This is a genomic window from Rhizobium sp. WCS2018Hpa-16 (assembly GCF_031843705.1).
GTDB lineage: Bacteria > Pseudomonadota > Alphaproteobacteria > Rhizobiales > Rhizobiaceae > Agrobacterium > Agrobacterium tumefaciens_C.
Genome location: NZ_JAVTIX010000001.1, coordinates 13,062 through 32,065, shown reverse-complemented (window position 1 = coordinate 32,065; position 19,004 = coordinate 13,062). Strand labels below are relative to the sequence as shown.

Here is a 19,004-nt window from a genome sequence, read left to right as displayed (position 1 = left end):
ATCCTTCCAGATAGGCGCCCCACGTTAGGGTGGAGTGTCCTGACAGCGTTGCTATTCGTCTCGGTCGTCACAGTCAAGCGGATTATGTCGCTCAAGGTGAAATTCTCGGCCTATCTGCGGCATAAGCTATAGCTTGGCGCCGTTTCACTGTCATGTTGACATAAGTCAAATCAAACCCGCAGCAAAAGGGGCAGTTTCTCCATCGTCACCGACGAAAGAGATATTGATATGCCTCATAATGCTCCCTTTTCAAACGCCCGCAAAACACTGCTTCTGCCATTCCTGTCGGGTTTTTACGATAAATTTGCCCAGCCCCTGGCATGGACGGCCATGCGAGTCGCCATTGGTGGAATGCTGGTTATCGAGGGATATCCCAAGATCCTCGCACCCTTTGCGCAGGTTGGGTTTGTCGAAAACCTCGGCTTCTATCCCGGCTGGCTCTGGTCGCCGACACTGGCAGGACTGCAGTTTTTCGGTGGAATGTTCATAGCTCTTGGGCTACTCACCCGCCCTATCGCCTTGGCAAACATGGTCATGCTCGCCATCACCCTCTGGTTCCACTTCGCAAATCCCTATGGCCATGCATTGCTGACTGAAGCGGGCATGGAGGCACTGAAGGCCGCGGATCAAACCTTCTTCACACCCCAGGGCCTGCGCAGACTGGCAGATGGCGGCACGGTCTTTCTCGAACAGGTCCAGACAAAGGCAGAGCTTGCCTCGCTGTTCTGGACTGGCGGCGCAGCCCTTTTCGCGGCCTTCGGCGGCGGATATTGGTCGTTGGACAAACTGTTCAGGAAGCAATTCTAATCGTGATCTGGAATAAAAAAACCGCCCGCATCGTGAAGGATGCGAGCGGTGTTTTTTCGTTTAAAGACAGCTTACTTGTAGACGGCTGGCTGAAGCGGAATATCGGCTGGCGGAATGTACTGGGCAGTATCGCAACCGTTGAAGACGTAACGGCCACCAACGCGAATTTCGTGCGAGGTGAGACCCTTGTCACGTCCTGCAGATGTCAGACCGGAGCCGCTCGTGCCGAACATGCTGCCGCTGCCGATCTGGCGGAAACGATAGCCGACGTCGGCCTTGAGGTTACAGGTGACATCGATCGAGGCACCGGCCATCAAGCCGTAAGCGAAGCGCCAGTTACCCTCGCCATCGATTTCGCAGTTACCGCAGCTCGACAACTTGTCCCATTTGACGTGGGCGCCACCGATACCAGCGCCGAGATAGGGGGTTATGCGGCCATAGGTTCCCAGATCGACATAAGCATTGGCCATCAACGAATAGGCACGAACTGACGAGTTCACACCATTGATAAGCGGGCCATTGCCGCTAAACTTCGATTTAGCCATGTAGTCAAACGTCAAATCCGTCCGCAGGTAGTTGTTGACCTGATAACCAACACCCGCACCATAAAGGAAGTTGTCTTCCACGGACTTGTTCGTGAAGCTGTAATTTACCGGGCTACCGGAATCGGTGCGGAGATAGTCTGCACCACGGGACTTGTTGAAGGAATAGCCAACATCTCCACGCAGATACCAGCCACTGGCCTGCTGAACCTGAACTTCAGGCGCGTTGTCAACAAATGCTGGCGCTGGTTCCTGCTGATAAACGTCTGCTGCGGAAGCAGTTTGGCATGCCATCAAAGCAGCGACGACACCAATCAGGCTCTTTTTCATAACGGCGGCTCCATAAGCGGTATGGCACCAGATGCGCCCATACTCGAGAACTTGTTCATTTATGAAGCCTGAAGGAAATTGGTTAAATCACCGTTAAAACATGACCTATTCTGTCTAACTTCGCTAAGAAACTCGGTTAATACTATCTAACTAATTTATAGGACACGCACCAAAATCGCGACGACGGGCCGGAAATGCTGAGGCTATCCCTCACACACCACATCACCGGCGTAAGCAAGCGGTAATGTTTTGTTACCTAATATTATTGAGCTTATAACAACAATAGTTCTCTATCATGAGAACAAGCTAAGTTTCGCCAGTGTATATCAAGATTAGGTCAGGCATGATGCTCTGATAAGACAGGGAATTCCATCCCTTAGCGAGCTCGCCACGCCGTGTCGCAGGTCGTTTCAACAGCTGCTCAAGGTTACCATTCGTTGAACGCGCAAGTGAAGCTCCTGATCGAGTTTTTTGAGATATCGGATCGTGATCCAGTTCTGCTTATCGCGAAGTACCGCGCATTTTGCAGACAAATGCCGATCATGTACTTCATTCTCATGTCGAGCACTTGGGCGCTGGCTGTCACACACCTTCCCGTTGCACCACTTTGGCTCACCATCATCGTGCCTGCGGTTCTTACCGCCATCAGCGCCATCAGGGTCGCTTTCTGGTGGAAGTCGCGCGATCTCATCCCCACAGCTCATGAAGCTCGTGTCGCATTGAAGCGGACGCAAAAACTGGCCGTGGTCATATCCACGGCCTTCACAGGTTGGTCATTCCTGCTCTACCCCTATGGCGACGCCTACCAGCAATCGCATATAGCCTTCTATATGGCGATCACGGTCATATCCTGCATTTTCTGCCTCATGCACGTGCGCTCTGCGGCGTTCTTCGTCGCCATTCTGGTCAACGGCACCTTCATCGTCTTTTTCACCGCCACGGGTCAGGCAACATTCATTGCCATTGCCGTGAACATTCTTCTTGTCAGTTTCGGCATGTTGGCCGTGCTAGTGGTCAATTATCGAAATTTCGAAAACATGATCAGCGCACAGCACAAAACAGAGGCACTCAGCAACGAGAACCTGCGCTTGGCGAACATTGACAGCCTGACAGAGCTGCCCAACCGCCGTGCATTTTTCAAACACCTGGCAGAGGCGTTCACGGTCGCGACGGAAAACAGCACGCGGCTGGCCGTTGGCGTCATCGATCTGGATGGCTTCAAACCCGTCAATGATCTCTATGGACATTCGTCCGGAGACCGCCTGCTGGTAGAGGTCAGCAACCGCCTCACCGCCAATTTTTCATCCAGCGACGTCTTTCTCGCCCGTCTCGGCGGAGATGAATTTGCCTTTGTCATCTCGGATTGCCCCAGCGAACGTTGTGTCGTCAGCGAAGGCAACCACATGTGTGAACTGCTGCGCGCGCCGTTCCACCTGCCAGATGCCACCATCATGATTTCGGGCTCCATCGGCATCGCCGTCTTCCCCGATCTGGCATCCTCCCCGGAAGAGCTCTTTGACCGCGCCGATTACGCGCTCTACCACGGCAAGCGCAGCAAACGTGGCAACAGCACACTCTTCACAGCGCTTCATGTTGCAGAAATCCATCGGGATGCCCTGATAGAACAGGTCCTGAAACAGGCTGATCTTGCAAGCGAACTCTCCGTGGTCTTCCAGCCCATCGTGGATGTAGCCCGCCGCCGAACAACCGGTTTCGAAGCGCTGGCCCGCTGGCAGAGCGCCGCTCTCGGCAATGTCTCACCCGGCCAGTTCGTTCCCATCGCAGAGCGCGCCGGAATTGTCAGCACGCTGACGCGACCGCTCCTGAAAAAAGCACTGGATGCAGCCTGCAAATGGCCCGACCATCTGACGCTTTCCTTCAATCTTTCGGCGCAGGATTTAAACAGCCCGGAAGCGGTTCTCAGCATCATCGCCATCATCGAGACCAGCGGCTTCGACCCCTCACGCCTCGACCTCGAAATCACCGAAACAGCGTTTATCCATGATACGCGGCAGGCAGGACTATCCGTCGGAATGCTGCGCCAGATAGGCTGCGGCATATCGCTGGATGACTTTGGAACCGGCTATTCCAGCTTGACCTCGCTTCACTCCCTGCCGCTGACAAAGATCAAGGTCGATCATAGCTTCGTCCGCGGCATCCAGCAGAACCCGGCGAGCGAAAAGATCGTGCGATCCGTTCTCACCCTCAGCCGCGAAATGGGGCTGGATGCCATCGTAGAAGGCGTCGAGACAGAAGAGGAAATGGCGGTTATCAGCAGCCTTGGCGGCAATCTGGTCCAGGGCTACCTGTTTTCTCGCCCCATGCCAGATGCAATGATCGAAGCCTTTCTTGCGTCAGAAGAAGAGCGCCAGCAGGAGGTTTATCGCAGGGCTTGAAAGCGAAGGCGCCAGCGCCGAAGCGCTGGCATCTGGCATTATGCGGCAGTCTTTGCATTGGCGATCACGCCAACCAATTCGTTCACGATGCGCTCGACCTGGGCGCTATCGTCGCCTTCGGCCATGACGCGGATCAGCGGCTCTGTGCCGGACGGACGAATGACCAACCTGCCCTTATTGGCCAGTGCGCTTTCCGCATCAGCAATGGCCTGCTTCACAATAGGGTTTTCCAGCGGCTTGCCGCCTGTCGTACGGACATTCTTCAAAAGTTGCGGCACAGGCTCGAACTTGCGGCAGACTTCGCTAACCGTCCGGCCAGAACGCTTGACCCGCGCCAGCACCTGAAGCGCTGCGACAAGGCCATCGCCTGTGGTGCCATAGTCTGACAGCACGATATGGCCGGATTGCTCCCCACCCACGTTGAAATCATGGTTGCGCATATGCTCGACCACATAGCGGTCACCAACCTTGGTGCGCGCAAGGGTCATGCCCTTGTCCACGAGGAAACGCTCGAGACCAAGATTGGACATAACAGTTGCGACGATGCCGCCGCCGCGCAGGATCTTGTCATCCGCCCAGCTTGCCGCAATCGTTGCCATAAGCTGGTCGCCATCGACAATCTCGCCCTTCTCATCAACGATGATGACGCGGTCGGCATCTCCGTCCAACGCGATACCGATATCGGCGCGGACCTCATGAACCTTTTTCTGAAGCGCGGCGGGGTGTGTGGAGCCACATTCAAAATTGATGTTGGTGCCGTTCGGTTCATTGCCGATTGTCACCACCTCGGCACCAAGCTCCCAAAGGGCAGCTGGAGCGACCTTATAGGCGGCGCCATTGGCGCAATCGATGGCGATGCGCAAACCGCTCAGTGTCACGTCACGCGGAAGCGTGCGCTTGACGAATTCGATGTACCGATAAATATCGCCATCCACGCGCTTGGCGCGGCCAATCTCGTTTGGCTTGGCAAGCTGCGAATAGATGTCCTTGTCCAGCAGCTCTTCGATCTCAAGCTCCAGCTCGTCGGAAAGCTTGTAACCGTCAGGGCCGAACAGCTTGATGCCATTATCTGCGAAAGGGTTGTGCGAGGCCGAAATCATCACGCCGATATCTGCGCGCAGGGACCTGGTCAGCATGGCAACCGCAGGCGTGGGAATTGGGCCGAGCAGAAACACATCAAGACCAGCAGCGGTAAAACCTGCCACCAGCGCATTTTCCAGCATATAGCCTGAAAGACGTGTGTCCTTGCCAATCACGACACGGTGGCGGTGATGGCCACGGCGGAAAATGGTGCCCACCGCGATTCCCACCCGCATGGCCAGATCAGGCGTCATTGGAAAGACGTTGGACTGCCCGCGAATACCATCGGTTCCGAAATAGCGACGTGTCATTTGAACTCCAGATTTGTCCCGCGCACGACAGACACCCCAATGTCCGCCAAGCTTTCCGGCTAGATGCCATAAAAGGCGCAGCACAGCACGTCAATTACCGCAAAGAGCAAACATATGTTGTTACCAGCTCAGATTGACGCAGGCATACAGCAAAGCAAAAGGGCCACCCTGTTACGGACGGCCCCTTGATATCAGTAGAATTTTGAGGTTCAGCGCGGCTGCGGCTCCATGCCGCCTTCCGCTTCACCGTCGCCCTTGGCGTCAGTTGGGCCATCCTTCTTCGCGCCGGTCTTCGGCACAGCCGAGCTGCGGCCCGGCGAATCGTCACCCAGATCGCGGGCTGGCTTTTCACCCCGGATCAGCGCCTTGATTTCTTCGCCCGTCAAAGTCTCGTATTCCAGCAGACCTTCCGCAATGGCGACAAAGCCATCATGGTTCTCGGTCAGAATACGGCGCGCTTCGGTATAGGCTTCGTCGATCAGACGACGCACTTCCGTGTCGATGGTCTGCGCCGTGGCTTCGGAAACATTCTTGGACTGCGAAACCGAGTGACCCAGGAACACTTCCTGCTGGTTTTCACCGTAGGAAACCTGTCCAAGCGCGTCGGAGAAGCCCCATTGCGTCACCATCGCACGGGCAAGCTTCGTGGCCTGCTCAATGTCAGACGATGCGCCCGAGGTGATGTTTTCCTTGCCGAAGGTCAGTTCTTCAGCCACGCGGCCACCCATCATGATGACGAGACGCGAAACCATCCATTTGTAGCTCATGGAGTAGCGGTCGCCTTCCGGCAACTGCATGACCATGCCCAGCGCGCGACCACGCGGAATGATCGTGGCCTTGTGCAACGGGTCAGCCACCGGCACTTTCAGCGCGGTAATGGCGTGGCCAGCTTCGTGGTAAGCAGTCAGCTTCTTTTCGGCCTCGGTCATGGCGGAAGAGCGGCGTTCCGCACCCATCATGATCTTGTCCTTGGCATCTTCAAACTCAGCCATGGTCACCACGCGCTTGTTGCGGCGGGCAGCCATCAGGGCAGCTTCGTTCACGAGGTTGGCCAGATCCGCACCAGAGAAACCGGGCGTGCCGCGAGCCAGAACCTTGAGATCGACATTCGGTGCCAAAGGCACGTTGCGGGCGTGAACCTTGAGAATGCGCTCACGGCCAACAATGTCAGGGTTCGGAACAACGACCTGACGGTCAAAACGGCCCGGACGCAGCAAGGCAGGGTCAAGAACGTCAGGACGGTTGGTCGCAGCAATCAGGATAATTCCTTCATTGGCTTCGAAGCCATCCATCTCAACCAGCAACTGGTTCAGCGTCTGCTCGCGCTCGTCGTTACCGCCGCCAAGACCGGCACCACGGTGGCGACCAACGGCATCGATTTCGTCGATGAAGATAATGCAAGGCGCATTCTTCTTCGCCTGCTCGAACATGTCACGCACGCGGCTAGCACCAACGCCGACAAACATTTCAACAAAGTCCGAACCGGAGATCGTGAAGAAAGGCACGTTGGCCTCGCCCGCAACGGAGCGCGCCAGCAATGTCTTACCAGTACCCGGAGGTCCAACGAGAAGTACGCCGCGCGGAATCTTGCCGCCCAGACGTTGGAACTTCTGCGGGTCACGCAGAAACTCTACGATTTCTTCCAGATCCTGCTTGGCTTCATCAACGCCTGCAACATCATCAAACGTAATGCGGCCATGCGCTTCGGTCAGAAGCTTTGCCTTGGACTTGCCAAAGCCCATGGCTCCGCGAGAACCACCCTGCATCTGGCGCATGAAGAACAGCCAGACACCGAGGATCAGGAACATGGGCAGCAATGTACCAAGATAGCTCAGGAAGCCGGACGAACCGTCGCTTTCGGGGCGCGCAACGATTGTCACGTTCTTGCTCTGCAGACGCTCCATCAGCGAATCATCGATGACGGGGGAATATGTCTGGAAGGCTGTGCCGTTTTCAGTGGTGTAAGTTCCCAGAACCCGGTTGCCGGTCACGGTGACTTCACGCACCCGCCCGGCATCAACATCGCGCAAGAACTGCGAATAGGGGATGTCACGCGAACTCGACTGCGAGGGCGACGTCTGAAACATGCTGAAAAGCGCAATCAGCAACAGTGCGATCACGGCCCACAGGGCGAAATTTCTAAAATTTGGGTTCATTGAACTCCCCGAACTGCAACGGGCAAATGCGTGCCCGCCATTATGTTGTGCCTAACATAAGGACGACAGTTGCCCTTGCCAAGGCAGGTGGGGGCATCAGATGCAATTTGAGGTAAAAACTCTGCGAAAAACCCGTGTGAAATGCGCAAGCAGCGCTAGATCGGCGCAAGCGGATAGGCTTCGCGACCAACAAGCCCCGCAATTGCATTTGCAAGCGTCAGATCAAAGCGCGGCAGAAACAGGTCATAGGGAGCAATCATCCGGCGCCATTCCACATTTCCGGCAGACAATACTTCGCCTTGCTGCCCCTCAAACATCGGCATTGTCTGCCTGGCCCGGCGAAGAACCCCGGCAGGAAAATCGGTTACGACACCAGCGCCCTGCGCCTCTTTGCCACAGGCCCGCACGACCATATCAAATGCAAAATTATTCTTGATCTCGAAGCGCTCGTCCCACACCCGTGTTGCACCGGCGGGAACCTGCAAGGTTTCGATGCCCCTCTCCTCGCGCACCAGATAAAGGACGTCTTTCCGGCGGTCGAACATCACCCGCCCAGCCGTCATCTTGCCCACACCCTCTGGCGTGGCGCAGGCCATCATCTTGTCCATGCTGTCAGCCGCCATCGCAAAGCGCCGCCCACCAGCAACACAGGCGAGCACTGACAAAGCGTAGCGCAGCGTTGCTGGATCAGCATCGAACGCTTCCCGTTTCAACGCAAAAATATTGCCGCCATCCGATATGCCATAGTCTTCAATCAGTTGCGCTGCCAGTTCCGAGAGTTCAGCCCGGTTGATTGAGCGATCAATCAACATCCCGGATGCCACCTTGCGCATCCGAACGCGCTCGTATTTCATGTCATCATTGCTGGGGTCATCGTACCAGGTAAGCCCCTGCTCACAGAGAAAATCCCTGATATCCTGCCGCGTGCAATTCAGGAATGGTCGCAAGATCCAAAGGCGACGGTCGTAGAGAACACCGTCCGCCATGCCTGCGAGGCCAAGATTGTCTGCCCGCTGGCTTCGGGCGCTGCGCATGGCAATCGTCTCCTGCTGATCGCCCAGCGTGTGGCCGACAACAGCCAAGTCCGCGCCAATGTCTTCCGCAACCGCCCCAATCAGCCCGTAACGGGCAAGTCGTGCCGCTGCGGAAATACCGCTGTTCGGTTTAGACGCATCCCACCGGCGGATATGGTGCGGAATGCCGATGCGCTCACACAGCCGCGCCACGCCTTGCGCCTCCATGGCGGATTCGGAGCGCAGAGCATGATCTATCGTCACGGCATGAATGGAAATGTCGCTTCTGCTCGCGTCGCGCACAGCGCGGTGAAGCGCGATCAGCAATCCGGTGGAATCGCTGCCACCGGAAACGGCGGCGAGAATCGTCGTGGGTTTTGAAATCTTGTCGATGAACTGCCGCGCAGCCAAAAGAGGCGCAATCGGCGTCACCAAAGACGACCTGCCATGACAAGCGGTCGTCACCGTCTTAGCAGCTCAGGCGTTTTTGTTCGCTGGTAACCTTGCCCAGAACGGTCTTGGAGGCGCTGGGGTAACGCTTTGGCACTTCACGCAGGGTTGCGCAGGCCGTTTCCTTGTTGTCGAGAGCAGCCAGTGACATGCCAAGCTTCAACAGCATTTCCGGTGCCTTTGGCGACTTGCTGTAGGTCTGGTGCGCATTCAGAAACGTCTTGGCAGAATCGGTGAATTTGCCCTGGCTATATTGAGCTTCGCCCAGCCAGAAGTTGGCATCAGCAGCCTTCGTTCCCTTGGGATAGCCCTGGATATACCGCTCAAAACCCTTTTCCGCCGCCTTGTAATCGCCAGACAGAACATTGCTGTAGGCCGCCTGATAGATGTCGTTTTCGCTGGTCAGCGCTGCCGTGTTGACGGGATCAGGTCTGGAAGAGCGTCCGGTTTCAACGCCAGGCAACGCACCGGCAGAGTTGTTGGCACCGGAGTTCAGCGATCCGCCCACGGGCGCCCCACGGGAATCAAGCTCGATAGACCCCAGCGTCGTTTCGCCGGGTGCTGCATTAGCGCGTGGTGATACTCCAATGTCACCACCACCCATTGAAGCGCCGCCCTCGGACGGCGTTTCAATGATGGATGCGACATCGTCCTGAGGACCAGCCGATGGAATGTCGGCTTCAGCCTTCTTCTTTGGCGCAGGTGCGGCGGCCTTGCCGCCTTCAAGTTCCTGGAAACGGAACTCGTTGTCTTCCTGTGCCTTGCGGATCGTTTCCTGCATCTGCAAAAGCTGGAAGCTCATTTCCTCAATGCGGCCATTCAGCTGGCGGATCTGCTCCTCAAGCTGCTGTACGCGATAGGTTTCGCTTGCCTGCACATTGATCACGGGTGCATTTTGCGTGTTCGACGTGCCGAAGGCCCCACCTGAACCGAACAACGGACCTGAGACGGCCACGCCGCTCAAGCCGGTGCAGGCTGCAAGCCCCAGCATTCCCGCCACGACAAGTTTCTTCATGTTGCGTCCTGTCTGGTTGATTTGCGCCCCAACGACGCAAAACCGGATTTTTTCCATCTGGCGTCAAAAAGCAACTTAAGTTCGGCCAAACTATGGAAAAAAGAAAGGCGGCCCGAGGACCGCCTGTCAATCATCATCACACAATCGCGAGAGGTTTTAGCGAGCGCCACCGAGAACGGTGACCGCACGGCGGTTCTGCGACCAGCAGGAAATGTCGTCGCAAACAGCAACAGGACGTTCCTTACCGTAAGAAATGGTCTTCATGCGGTTTGCAGGAACACCCTGCGAAGCGAGGAATTCCTTGGTGGCGGCTGCACGGCGTGCACCCAGCGCAAGGTTGTATTCGCGTGTGCCGCGTTCATCGGCATGGCCTTCAACGGTGATGGCGTAGTTGGGATAACGGGCCAGCCACTGAGCCTGACGCTGCAGGGTCTGCTGTGCGTCGGCGCGGATCGATGTCGAGTCCGTATCGAAGAAGATGCGGTCGCCGACATTGACAGTGAAGTCCTGTGCAGAACCAGGCGTCGCAGAACCGGCACCGCCGCCAAGGCCAAGCTCGCCAGCGCTGTTCGGCATGTTCTTTTTGTTGGCGCAACCGGCCAGCGCAAGCGCGAGCGTCAGAGCGATCATGGCCGGGTTACGGGCAATTTTCTGCATCGGGCCGAGTGCCGAAGTGTTTGTACGGCTCATAGCCGGTCTCTCCTTAGAAATTCAGTAACGTTGCCAGACAATAACCGAATGCAGTTAATTGCCCCCAAACGATTATGGTTAACAGAAAGGAAATGCCTTATTTTTTGCGCCCTCACAACCAAATTGCAGCAAAAAACAAGACATGCCCCGATGCGACATGCTGAGGAAATATGGAGGCCCGCAACAAGAGCGGACCTCCATAATAGCTGGGTTAGTCGAGAAGTGGCGACCAGGCAGGGTCAGACGCGAATGTCGGCGTCTTGATCTGCTGCTCGTTATATCCCGTCAGGTCGATGGAGTAGAGCTGAGGACCGCCGGAGCCTGCATTCTGGCGGAAGAACATCAGAACGCGGCCATTCGGTGCCCAGGTTGGCCCCTCATTGTGGAAGCCAGACGTTAGAATGCGCTCGCCCGAACCATCCGGCTTCATGACGCCGATGGAGAACTTGCCGCCCGACTGCTTGGTAAAAGCAATGAGATCGCCGCGCGGAGACCATACCGGCGTGGAATAGGAACCATCGCCGAAGGAAATGCGCGTCTGGCCGGAACCATCGGCATTCATAACGTAGATCTGCTGGCGGCCGCCACGGTCGCTTTCGAAGGCGATGCGCTGACCATCAGGCGCGTAGGATGGTGCAGTGTCGATGGCGCCGGTGTTGGTCAGGCGTGTCGTGGTGCGCGAGCGCAGGTCCATCGTATAGATATTGGCGTTGCCTTCCTGCTGAAGGCTCATGATGACCTTCTGTCCATCAGGCGAGAAGCGCGGCGAGAATGTCATGCCGGGGAAGTTGCCAACAACTTCACGCTGTCCGGTTTCCAACTGCAACAGATAAACGCGCGGCTGCTGGCCCTCAAACGACATGTAGGTCACTTCCTGACGGCTTGGCGAAAAGCGCGGCGTCAGAACCAGATCCTTGGTCGTGGTCAGGTTACGAACGTTGAAACCGTCCTGATCCATGATCGAAAGGGCACGCTTGCGGTCAGTCTTCGGTCCGCTTTCAGACACGAACACGACGCGGGTATCGAAGTAACCCTTTTCGCCCGTCACACGCTCATAGATCGCATCGGCGATGATGTGAGCGACGCGACGCCAGTTCTCCGGCTGCGTAAAGAATTGCTGGCCGCTCATCTGCTGACCCACAAACGTATCCCAAAGGCGGAACTCGGCGCGCAGGCGACCATCGGCCTCCTTCGTCACACGACCCGTGACCAGTGCCTGCGCATTGATGACTTTCCAGTCTTCAAACCGTGGCTGCTGGTCAGGATTGCTGATCTTTTCGATGAACGCATTCTTGTTGATGGGCGCAAACAACCCGGAACGCTGGAGGTCAGCCGCGATAACCTGCGACACCTGCGCACCGATTCCATCAGCCGACATGAAATCGGTAATGGCGATTGGCAGCGGCTGAACATTGCCCTTGTTGATGTTGATTCGAACTTCAGCACTGGCCGGGGTAACTGCAACGAACGAAAACAGCATGCCACAGGCTACCGTCAACGCACGCAGGAAAGAGAACTTGGTCATTGAGACAAGCCTTTCAGCTTCATACAAAAATTAGACATCGAGTTGGGTGTCAGTGTTGTCATCGGTCCCAAAACTGTCGGTTAAATGGCAAACTCGGACGGATCAAATTCAAGAACCATGGTGTTCCATCCCTTTTCGCCCTCGTATTTGTCTGGCGGCAGGTTTTTCAGCGGCTGCGACCGGAAGATCGCACGGCGCGCGCTGCCTTCAACGGCGCGGCGCGTTCCATCAGGCCCACCTGTCGCTGTTACTTCTGGCTGGCCGATAATGTTGCCAGATTGATCGAGTGATACGCGAACAACCACCCGGACTTCCGAAACGCCTGTCAGGCCGGATGCCATGGTCCAGTTGTTTTGAATCTGGCCGCGCACATTGTCGACTTCACTCGAGCTCAAGCCCGTACCGATTGTCTTCTTGCCGCCAAGCGACGCCGTTTCAGTGGAGCGCTTTGCGCCACCACCTGAAGGTGCCTGCTTGTTCAGCAGCTTAGAAATCTCATCGGCATTAAACTCGCTGGCCTGCGAGTTGGCAGACTTTGCCGTTTCCTGCTTGCGGTCAGCGACTTTCTTGTCGGACGGCTTCTCATTTGACTTGGCCTGATCGGATGTCTTTTCCGGCGGCTTTTCGGCAGGTTTCTGCTCGGCTGGTTTCTGTTCAGCTTCCTTCGGCGGCTCCGGCTTTGGCTGCGGCGGTGTGGGGCGCGAATTGGGTCGCGGCACATTGGCCGGCACGGGAATTTCAGCCGGTTCCTGGTTTTGCGGCGGCGGCTCCTGCGCCTGCTGCTGAGCCGGGGGCTGCGTGGGCGTCGGGGGTGTCGCTATTTCCGGCTTGGGAATGGGAAGCGACGCGGTTTCCTGCGGCTTGGGCGCAGATGTCTCTTCCTTCACGATATCTTTGACTTCGTTCGGCTTGTTATCGACGACAGGCGCTGGCTTCTCCTGCTTGGGAGGAGCGGCCGCGCTGTCATTATTATTGGGCTTTTCCGTCGGCGTTGGTGGCGCATCCAGATCGGCGCTGTTGTTGCCGACGTTCTGGGCATTCGCAACCACATCAGGGCGAGTCGTGGGAACAGGCGCGGATTTTTCAGCCTTGGGCGCGTTCTTGTCACCCTGCTGTATCTGCGTCATCTCTTCTACGGATACCAGATCCACAGGCATGGCCTCAGATTGAGTCACCTCGAGCGGTGCCGGCGAGCCCAGGGAAACCAGGGCAACAGCCAGCAGTGAAGCGTGCACAATCGCAGATGTGGTAATGCTGCCCTTCATCGCTTTACGTCAATTGTCCTGTTTCTGTTGCGTTACGAGGCCGATATTCTTGAAACCCGCAGCCTGAATACGCGCCATCACATCCGCCACGATGCCATAGGCCGCGACGGAATCTGCACGCACGAAAATGCGCTCATTATAGCCGGTGGTAGCGATTGCCTGCAGCTTGTCGGCCACTTCCACCGCCTGGATCGGCGTTTCCTGCAAATGGATCACGCCATCCGCATTGACCGAAATGGTGATCGGTTGAGTCTCAGAATTCAGTGCACTGGCAGAGGTCTGCGGCAGATCGACAGGCACGCCCACCGTCATCATCGGTGCAGCCACCATGAAGATGATGAGCAGCACCAGCATGACGTCCACGAGTGGCGTCACGTTGATCTCACTGATCGCGCCACCCTTGCGGCGTCCCCGGCCTCGGCCACGGCGTCCGCCGGATCCACCGCCGCCACCGCCTGCTGACATACCCATTATGTTTACTCCACTCGCTCGGTGACGCGGTTACTGCGCGGCCTGACGTGTCTGCAGCTTCTCATCGATCTGTCGCGAAAGGATGGCGGAAAACTCGTCCGCAAAGCCTTCCATGCGCGCAGAAAGCTTGCCTGCATCACCGGTGAACTTGTTGTAGGCGATAACGGCCGGAATAGCGGCGACAAGACCAATGGCCGTTGCCAGAAGCGCTTCGGCGATACCAGGAGCCACAACCGCAAGGTTGGTGGACTTGGAACCGGCAATTGCCTGGAACGAGGTCATGATACCAATGACCGTACCGAACAGACCGATAAACGGACCCGCCGAACCGATCGTCGCCAGCGAACCGAGCCGCGCTTCGAAGGTTTCGCCTTCACGCGCCATCGTCACGTCCATGGCCCGGTCGATACGCATCTGCAAACCGATGGGAGACCGCGCACCGCGCTCGAAGGATTTTTTCCACTCGCGCATGGCCGCCACGAAGATTGCGGCAAGGCCGGTATTCTGGCGCTCGGCCAGCGTGCGATACAGCTCTTCAAGCGACTGGCCAGACCAGAAGACCTGCTCGAACTGGTCGAACTGACGCTTCGCCTTGCCGAAGGCCACATATTTGTCGATGACGATGGCCCACGTCCAAACCGAAGCTGCGAGAAGGCCGATCATGACCAGCTTGACGATGAGGCCAGCCTGCATGAACAAAGCCCAGAGACTTACGTCGTGCGTTGCCGCGGCCAATCCTGCCTGTTCCATAAAAATCCAATCCCCGAATCCAAACGCCCGGTGCATGACCGGGCGATTTAAACGCGCATCAACGTTTGAAGTCCTGCGGCAGTCGCCGAAAACCCCTTGAGCCGTGCCCCGATATGACCATTCAGCCTTCCTTGACTGTAAATTTGGTAAAAGGAAGGCGTGCGGCGCACAAATACCGGATGGTTAAGATAGACTACATTATGGTTAAGAGAGTGTTACGAAATCAACACGACTAGCAGCAACTGCATCATCGGAAATTCTTAACTTAGAAATTTCTCGGCAATCGTCTCCGGCAGACGGCGCGGTCTTCCCTTGGAATTGATCACGGCAATGATCACTTTCGCGACAATCAGCAATGTGTCTCCGCGCCAGATTTCCTGTGCAAGCACCATCTTGGCGCCACCCGCTTTCTCCGTCGTTGTCGTGATGGTCAAAACATCATCCATCCGCGCAGGCGACTTGAAGTCAATTTCCATGCGGTGAACCACAAAAACCAACCCCTCCTCATCCGCCGTCAGAAGCGCACTCTGCTCGCAGCCCAGACACCGCAAATAATCCGTGCGCCCGCGCTCAAGAAAATGCAAGTAACGGGCGTGGTAAACCAGACCGGAAAAGTCGGTGTCCTCATAATAGACCCGCTGCGTCAGCCGATGGCCGTGGTCGATCAATTCGCCAGAGAGGGATACGGTTAGGTCAGTCATTTGTCGTCCAGATTGCGATCATCCCAGACAACGTGCTGGGTCGTGACGGGCAGATTTTCGATCTGACCGGCGATGAAATAGGGTGGAATGTCCAGCTGCGTCAAGGCTTCGGTTGTTGCTCTTGCCCAGCGAAATTCGAGCGGATACTTGCCGTCCTGCATGCGGTGGATGATGTCGGCTTCGTGGAAAGGGAACGTCTCCGGCAATTCCATCAGGTAGTAAAACCCAAGTTCGTGCCAGTCCTTGCCTTCGTAATGGTAGAAGTTCTCAACCACCCAGAGCAGGCGCCCAACCGTTGCTTCAACGCCAAGCTCCTCCACCATTTCGCGCGCCAACGTCTCCTTGGTCTCCTCACCCATTTCGGCGCGACCGCCGGGGAAACTCCAGAATTTCTCATGTGTCGCCCTGTGCACCAGCACGTGGCCATCCCGAAAGGCAATGCCGGCCACACGCATCTGGAATAGGCGCTTCGGCTTAAATTTCATGCGGATTCGGAGGTCTTCAGTCATGCAAATCTTCCGGGAAAAGGAGGCCTCGTTGCCGCAAGCCTACGCGTTTGCGCCTGCTTTGCGAACCCCGCATCGCCAGTTTCGGCTTGAGCCCCGTATCGTCAGGCCTTTTCCAGTTCCGAATGGCTTTTCAAAACACGCCCGCCGTCTTCCTGCTCAATCAGATAGGCGGGTTCGTCTTTACTGGCTTTGCGCTTGATGACAGAACCTTCGATCTTGCGCTCGACATCTTCGGTAAAGCTCTCGGCCACCTTGCCTTCGCCCTTACCGGAACCCCATTTCCACTGAACTTTGGTGCCCTTGCGAAACTTTGTCATCACACGCTCCTTGCCAAAAGACGGGGCCAAAAAGAGAGCAATGGCCAGAGCTGCCGATGGTTCCTCAGGCTTCGCCGAGATCTATCACCACGATTTCAGGCGGAGACAGGAACCGCACGGGCGCGATGGAGCATCCAAGCCCGCCGGACACGACAAGATGCCGGTCATTCTCCACCACATGGCCGTAGACGAAGCGTTCTCCGTAGCGCGATGGCACAGCCGGACGCCAGCCGAAGAGATTGACCTGCCCGCCATGGGTATGCCCCGAAAGCGTCAGCGACACACGGTCCGGCACCTTCACAAAAATATCTGGCTCATGCGCCAGCAGAATGACCGGCGCATCGTCGCTCACCTGCGCAAGCGTGCCGGACAGATCGTCCAGACCTATCAAGCGGCCTCCGGTCTTGTACGCCCATTGGTCTTCCACCCCGGCGATCCAGAATGGATTGCTCTCAGTGCCACAGCGCATAGCCTTGTTGGAATGAACCTGAATGCCCACCGCCCGCAGTGCCTGATGCGCCACCGTTTCCTTCAACCGCAGCCTCTGCGCCTCAAGGTCCTGCCACCAATCATGGTTGCCGCACACAGCGTGCACGCCTTGCGGTGCCTTCAAACCCGAAAGCGCCTTTGCCCAATCTTCCGGTGGCACAACACCCGTCACCAGCTTCATGCCCGACATGTAATCGCCCAGCAGCAGCATCACATCGCCACCCAGAGTATTGGCGTAATCGCAGATTTTGGCTATCCGCTCTGCCGGCATCCAGGGCTCGCAAGCATGAAAATCGGCAAGCGCCACGATGCGCAGGGTCTGGCCCTTTGGCCAGCCGGGCGGATTGATGCGGTAACGGGTGGTGGAAAGCCGCGCCAGCGGCTCAATGCCACCCGCATAGGCACCGAGAGAAACCAGTCCCGCCGCCATTGTCGCAGCAGTCTTGAGCAAGGCACGGCGGGTGATCACAATCAATCGTCCTCAAGAGACATGCGGAACTGTGCCGCTTCGATATCCTTTGGCGGCTGCATACCAAGATGCTTCCACGCCGTACCCGTCAAGACCCGTCCTCGCGGCGTGCGCTGAATGAAACCCTGCTGGATCATATAGGGCTCGATAATGTCCTCGATGGCATCACGCGGTTCAGACAATCCAGCCGCAATCGTTTCGATGCCGACAGGCCCACCACCGAAATTCACGGCAATCATCATCAGATAGCGCATATCCAGCTGGTCGAGACCCATATTGTCCACCAGCAGCCGTGTCAGTGCCTCGTCAGCAATCTGGCGTGTGACGGATTCTGCCCGCGCCACTTCCGCAAAGTCCCGCACACGGCGCAAAAGCCGCCCGGCAATGCGCGGCGTTCCGCGCGAACGGCGGGCGATCTCTCGCGCGCCTTCTTCCGTCATCGGCAGGCCCATGATGCGCGCGCCACGCCGCACGATCAGCTCAAGCTCATCGACGGTATAGAAAGAAAGTCGAACAGGAATGCCGAAACGGTCGCGCAGCGGGTTGGTCAAAAGCCCAAGGCGCGTAGTGGCCGCCACCAGCGTGAATTTCGAAAGATCGATCTTTACCGAACGTGCCGCTGGCCCCTCGCCAATAATCAGGTCGAGCTGAAAATCCTCCATTGCCGGATAGAGAATTTCCTCCACAGCCGGGCTCAGGCGATGGATTTCATCGATGAACAGCACATCGCGCTCTTCAAGATTGGTCAAAAGCGCCGCCAGATCGCCCGCCTTGGCAATGACAGGACCGGAGGTGGACTTGAAATTGACGCCAAGCTCCTTGGCCATGATCTGCGCCAGTGTCGTCTTGCCAAGGCCCGGAGGCCCGACAAACAGCACATGGTCCAGCGCCTCGCCACGGTTCTTCGCCGCCTCGATGAAGATCTTGAGGTTGGCCCGCGCCTCCGCCTGACCGGTAAAATCATCCAGCGTCTGCGGCCGCAGCGTCGTATCAATATCTTCGCCGCGCTTTTCCGAAGAAATCAGCCGTGCCGCGTCGCTCATGTCAGATATTCCATTCCGGGTATTGTCCTGGCGTTTTTACCATGGCGCGCACTAGCGTGAAAGCTCCTTCAGCCCCAGCCGGATCAGCTTTGCACTGTCTCCACCCTCACCGCCATTCTTCAGCGCAGCCGCCACGGCATTGGCCGCCTGGTCACGGGAGTAGCCAAGGTTGGTCAGCGCGGAAACGGCGTCGGCCACCGGTGCCGACGCTGCGCCTTCGCCCAGTTCCTGCTTGAAACCGATGGAGGCGGAGGCGTCTCCCGCAAAGGCCGGTGCCTTGTTGCGCAACTCGGTCACGATGCGAACGGCCACTTTCGGCCCCACGCCCGGAGCGCGAGAAACAACGACCTTGTCCTGCAAGGCTATGGCATTAGCAAGTTCCGATGGCGTCAGGGTGGATAGCACGGCGAGCGCCACCTTGGCGCCCACCCCCTGAACGCTCTGCAAAAGGGTGAACCACTCCCGTTCCAGTGCCGTCATAAAACCGAACAGCCTCAGCTGGTCTTCGCGCACATAGGTTTCGATGAAGAGAACAACCGCTTCCCCCGCAGAGCCCAGCCGAGACAGGGTGCGCGCCGAGCAATAGGCCACGTAACAGACGCCATGCACATCGACGACCACATGGTCATCTGCGATTTCATCGATGGTGCCTTTGAGTTTTCCGATCATGGTAAC

At 57.1% G+C, this 19,004-nt stretch carries 18 protein-coding genes; 2 read left to right on the top strand and 16 right to left on the bottom strand.

Features of this window, described 5'->3' with window-relative positions; genetic code table 11:
- The first annotated feature begins 228 nt into the window (after positions 1-228).
- Entirely contained in the window at positions 229-807 is a 579-nt protein-coding gene (locus tag RQI55_RS00155) for a DoxX family protein (protein ID WP_243255146.1), read from the top strand.
- Positions 808-878: 71 nt separating this feature from the next.
- Here the strand turns inward: RQI55_RS00155 and RQI55_RS00150 are convergent, their stop codons facing one another.
- A complete protein-coding gene (locus RQI55_RS00150; protein WP_042617511.1) occupies positions 879-1,679 on the bottom strand; it encodes an outer membrane protein in 801 nt (266 codons plus the stop codon).
- Between the two features lie 533 nt (positions 1,680-2,212).
- On the opposite strand from RQI55_RS00150, the gene RQI55_RS00145 reads away from it, so the two are divergent.
- Entirely contained in the window at positions 2,213-4,075 is a 1,863-nt protein-coding gene (locus tag RQI55_RS00145; protein WP_243256924.1) for an EAL domain-containing protein, read from the top strand.
- A 38-nt stretch (positions 4,076-4,113) separates the two neighbouring features.
- On the opposite strand, the gene glmM is transcribed toward RQI55_RS00145, so the two are convergent.
- The 15 genes from glmM to ruvA all read right to left on the bottom strand — a co-directional run bounded on the left by glmM (position 4,114) and on the right by ruvA (position 18,998).
- Entirely contained in the window at positions 4,114-5,466 is a 1,353-nt protein-coding gene (glmM, locus tag RQI55_RS00140) for a phosphoglucosamine mutase (RefSeq protein WP_042617513.1), read from the bottom strand.
- A gap of 209 nt (positions 5,467-5,675) precedes the next feature.
- Complete coding sequence (gene ftsH, locus RQI55_RS00135) at positions 5,676-7,622, bottom strand: ATP-dependent zinc metalloprotease FtsH (protein WP_042617514.1); 1,947 nt, start codon at positions 7,620-7,622, stop codon at positions 5,676-5,678.
- A gap of 155 nt (positions 7,623-7,777) precedes the next feature.
- On the bottom strand, positions 7,778-9,067 hold the full coding sequence (tilS, locus tag RQI55_RS00130; protein WP_243255145.1) for a tRNA lysidine(34) synthetase TilS: 1,290 nt from the start codon (positions 9,065-9,067) through the stop codon (positions 7,778-7,780).
- 37 nt (positions 9,068-9,104) lie between these two features.
- Entirely contained in the window at positions 9,105-10,100 is a 996-nt protein-coding gene (gene ybgF / locus RQI55_RS00125) for a tol-pal system protein YbgF (RefSeq protein ID WP_192064422.1), read from the bottom strand.
- Between the two features lie 156 nt (positions 10,101-10,256).
- Positions 10,257-10,790 (bottom strand): peptidoglycan-associated lipoprotein Pal, encoded by a 534-nt coding sequence (gene pal, locus RQI55_RS00120; protein ID WP_042617515.1) that lies wholly within the window; start codon positions 10,788-10,790, stop codon positions 10,257-10,259.
- Between the two features lie 211 nt (positions 10,791-11,001).
- Entirely contained in the window at positions 11,002-12,315 is a 1,314-nt protein-coding gene (gene tolB / locus RQI55_RS00115) for a Tol-Pal system beta propeller repeat protein TolB (RefSeq protein WP_042617516.1), read from the bottom strand.
- A gap of 80 nt (positions 12,316-12,395) precedes the next feature.
- On the bottom strand, positions 12,396-13,580 hold the full coding sequence (locus RQI55_RS00110; protein ID WP_243255144.1) for a hypothetical protein: 1,185 nt from the start codon (positions 13,578-13,580) through the stop codon (positions 12,396-12,398).
- Positions 13,581-13,589: 9 nt separating this feature from the next.
- A complete protein-coding gene (gene tolR / locus RQI55_RS00105) occupies positions 13,590-14,051 on the bottom strand; it encodes a protein TolR (protein ID WP_042617518.1) in 462 nt (153 codons plus the stop codon).
- 30 nt (positions 14,052-14,081) lie between these two features.
- The gene (gene tolQ, locus RQI55_RS00100; protein ID WP_042617787.1) at positions 14,082-14,801 is read right to left on the bottom strand and encodes a protein TolQ; all 720 of its coding nucleotides are present in this window, start codon (positions 14,799-14,801) and stop codon (positions 14,082-14,084) included.
- A gap of 260 nt (positions 14,802-15,061) precedes the next feature.
- The gene (gene ybgC / locus RQI55_RS00095) at positions 15,062-15,502 is read right to left on the bottom strand and encodes a tol-pal system-associated acyl-CoA thioesterase (protein WP_243255143.1); all 441 of its coding nucleotides are present in this window, start codon (positions 15,500-15,502) and stop codon (positions 15,062-15,064) included.
- Positions 15,499-16,011: an NUDIX hydrolase gene (locus tag RQI55_RS00090; protein WP_243255142.1), complete on the bottom strand. Its 513-nt coding sequence runs from the start codon at positions 16,009-16,011 to the stop codon at positions 15,499-15,501. Before RQI55_RS00090 ends, ybgC begins: the two co-directional genes overlap by 4 nt.
- 101 nt (positions 16,012-16,112) lie before the next feature.
- Positions 16,113-16,328 carry a DUF2945 domain-containing protein gene (locus RQI55_RS00085; RefSeq protein ID WP_243255141.1) on the bottom strand — a complete coding sequence of 72 codons (216 nt, stop codon included), beginning with the start codon at positions 16,326-16,328 and terminating at the stop codon, positions 16,113-16,115.
- Positions 16,329-16,392: 64 nt separating this feature from the next.
- Positions 16,393-17,286: a metallophosphoesterase gene (locus tag RQI55_RS00080; protein ID WP_409233668.1), complete on the bottom strand. Its 894-nt coding sequence runs from the start codon at positions 17,284-17,286 to the stop codon at positions 16,393-16,395.
- Positions 17,287-17,288: 2 nt separating this feature from the next.
- Positions 17,289-18,329, bottom strand: a complete 1,041-nt coding sequence (gene ruvB, locus RQI55_RS00075) for a Holliday junction branch migration DNA helicase RuvB (RefSeq protein WP_192064428.1) — start codon at positions 18,327-18,329, stop codon at positions 17,289-17,291.
- 51 nt (positions 18,330-18,380) lie between these two features.
- Positions 18,381-18,998, bottom strand: coding sequence for a Holliday junction branch migration protein RuvA (gene ruvA, locus RQI55_RS00070; RefSeq protein ID WP_243255140.1), 618 nt, complete (start codon positions 18,996-18,998; stop codon positions 18,381-18,383).
- Positions 18,999-19,004 lie beyond the last annotated feature (6 nt).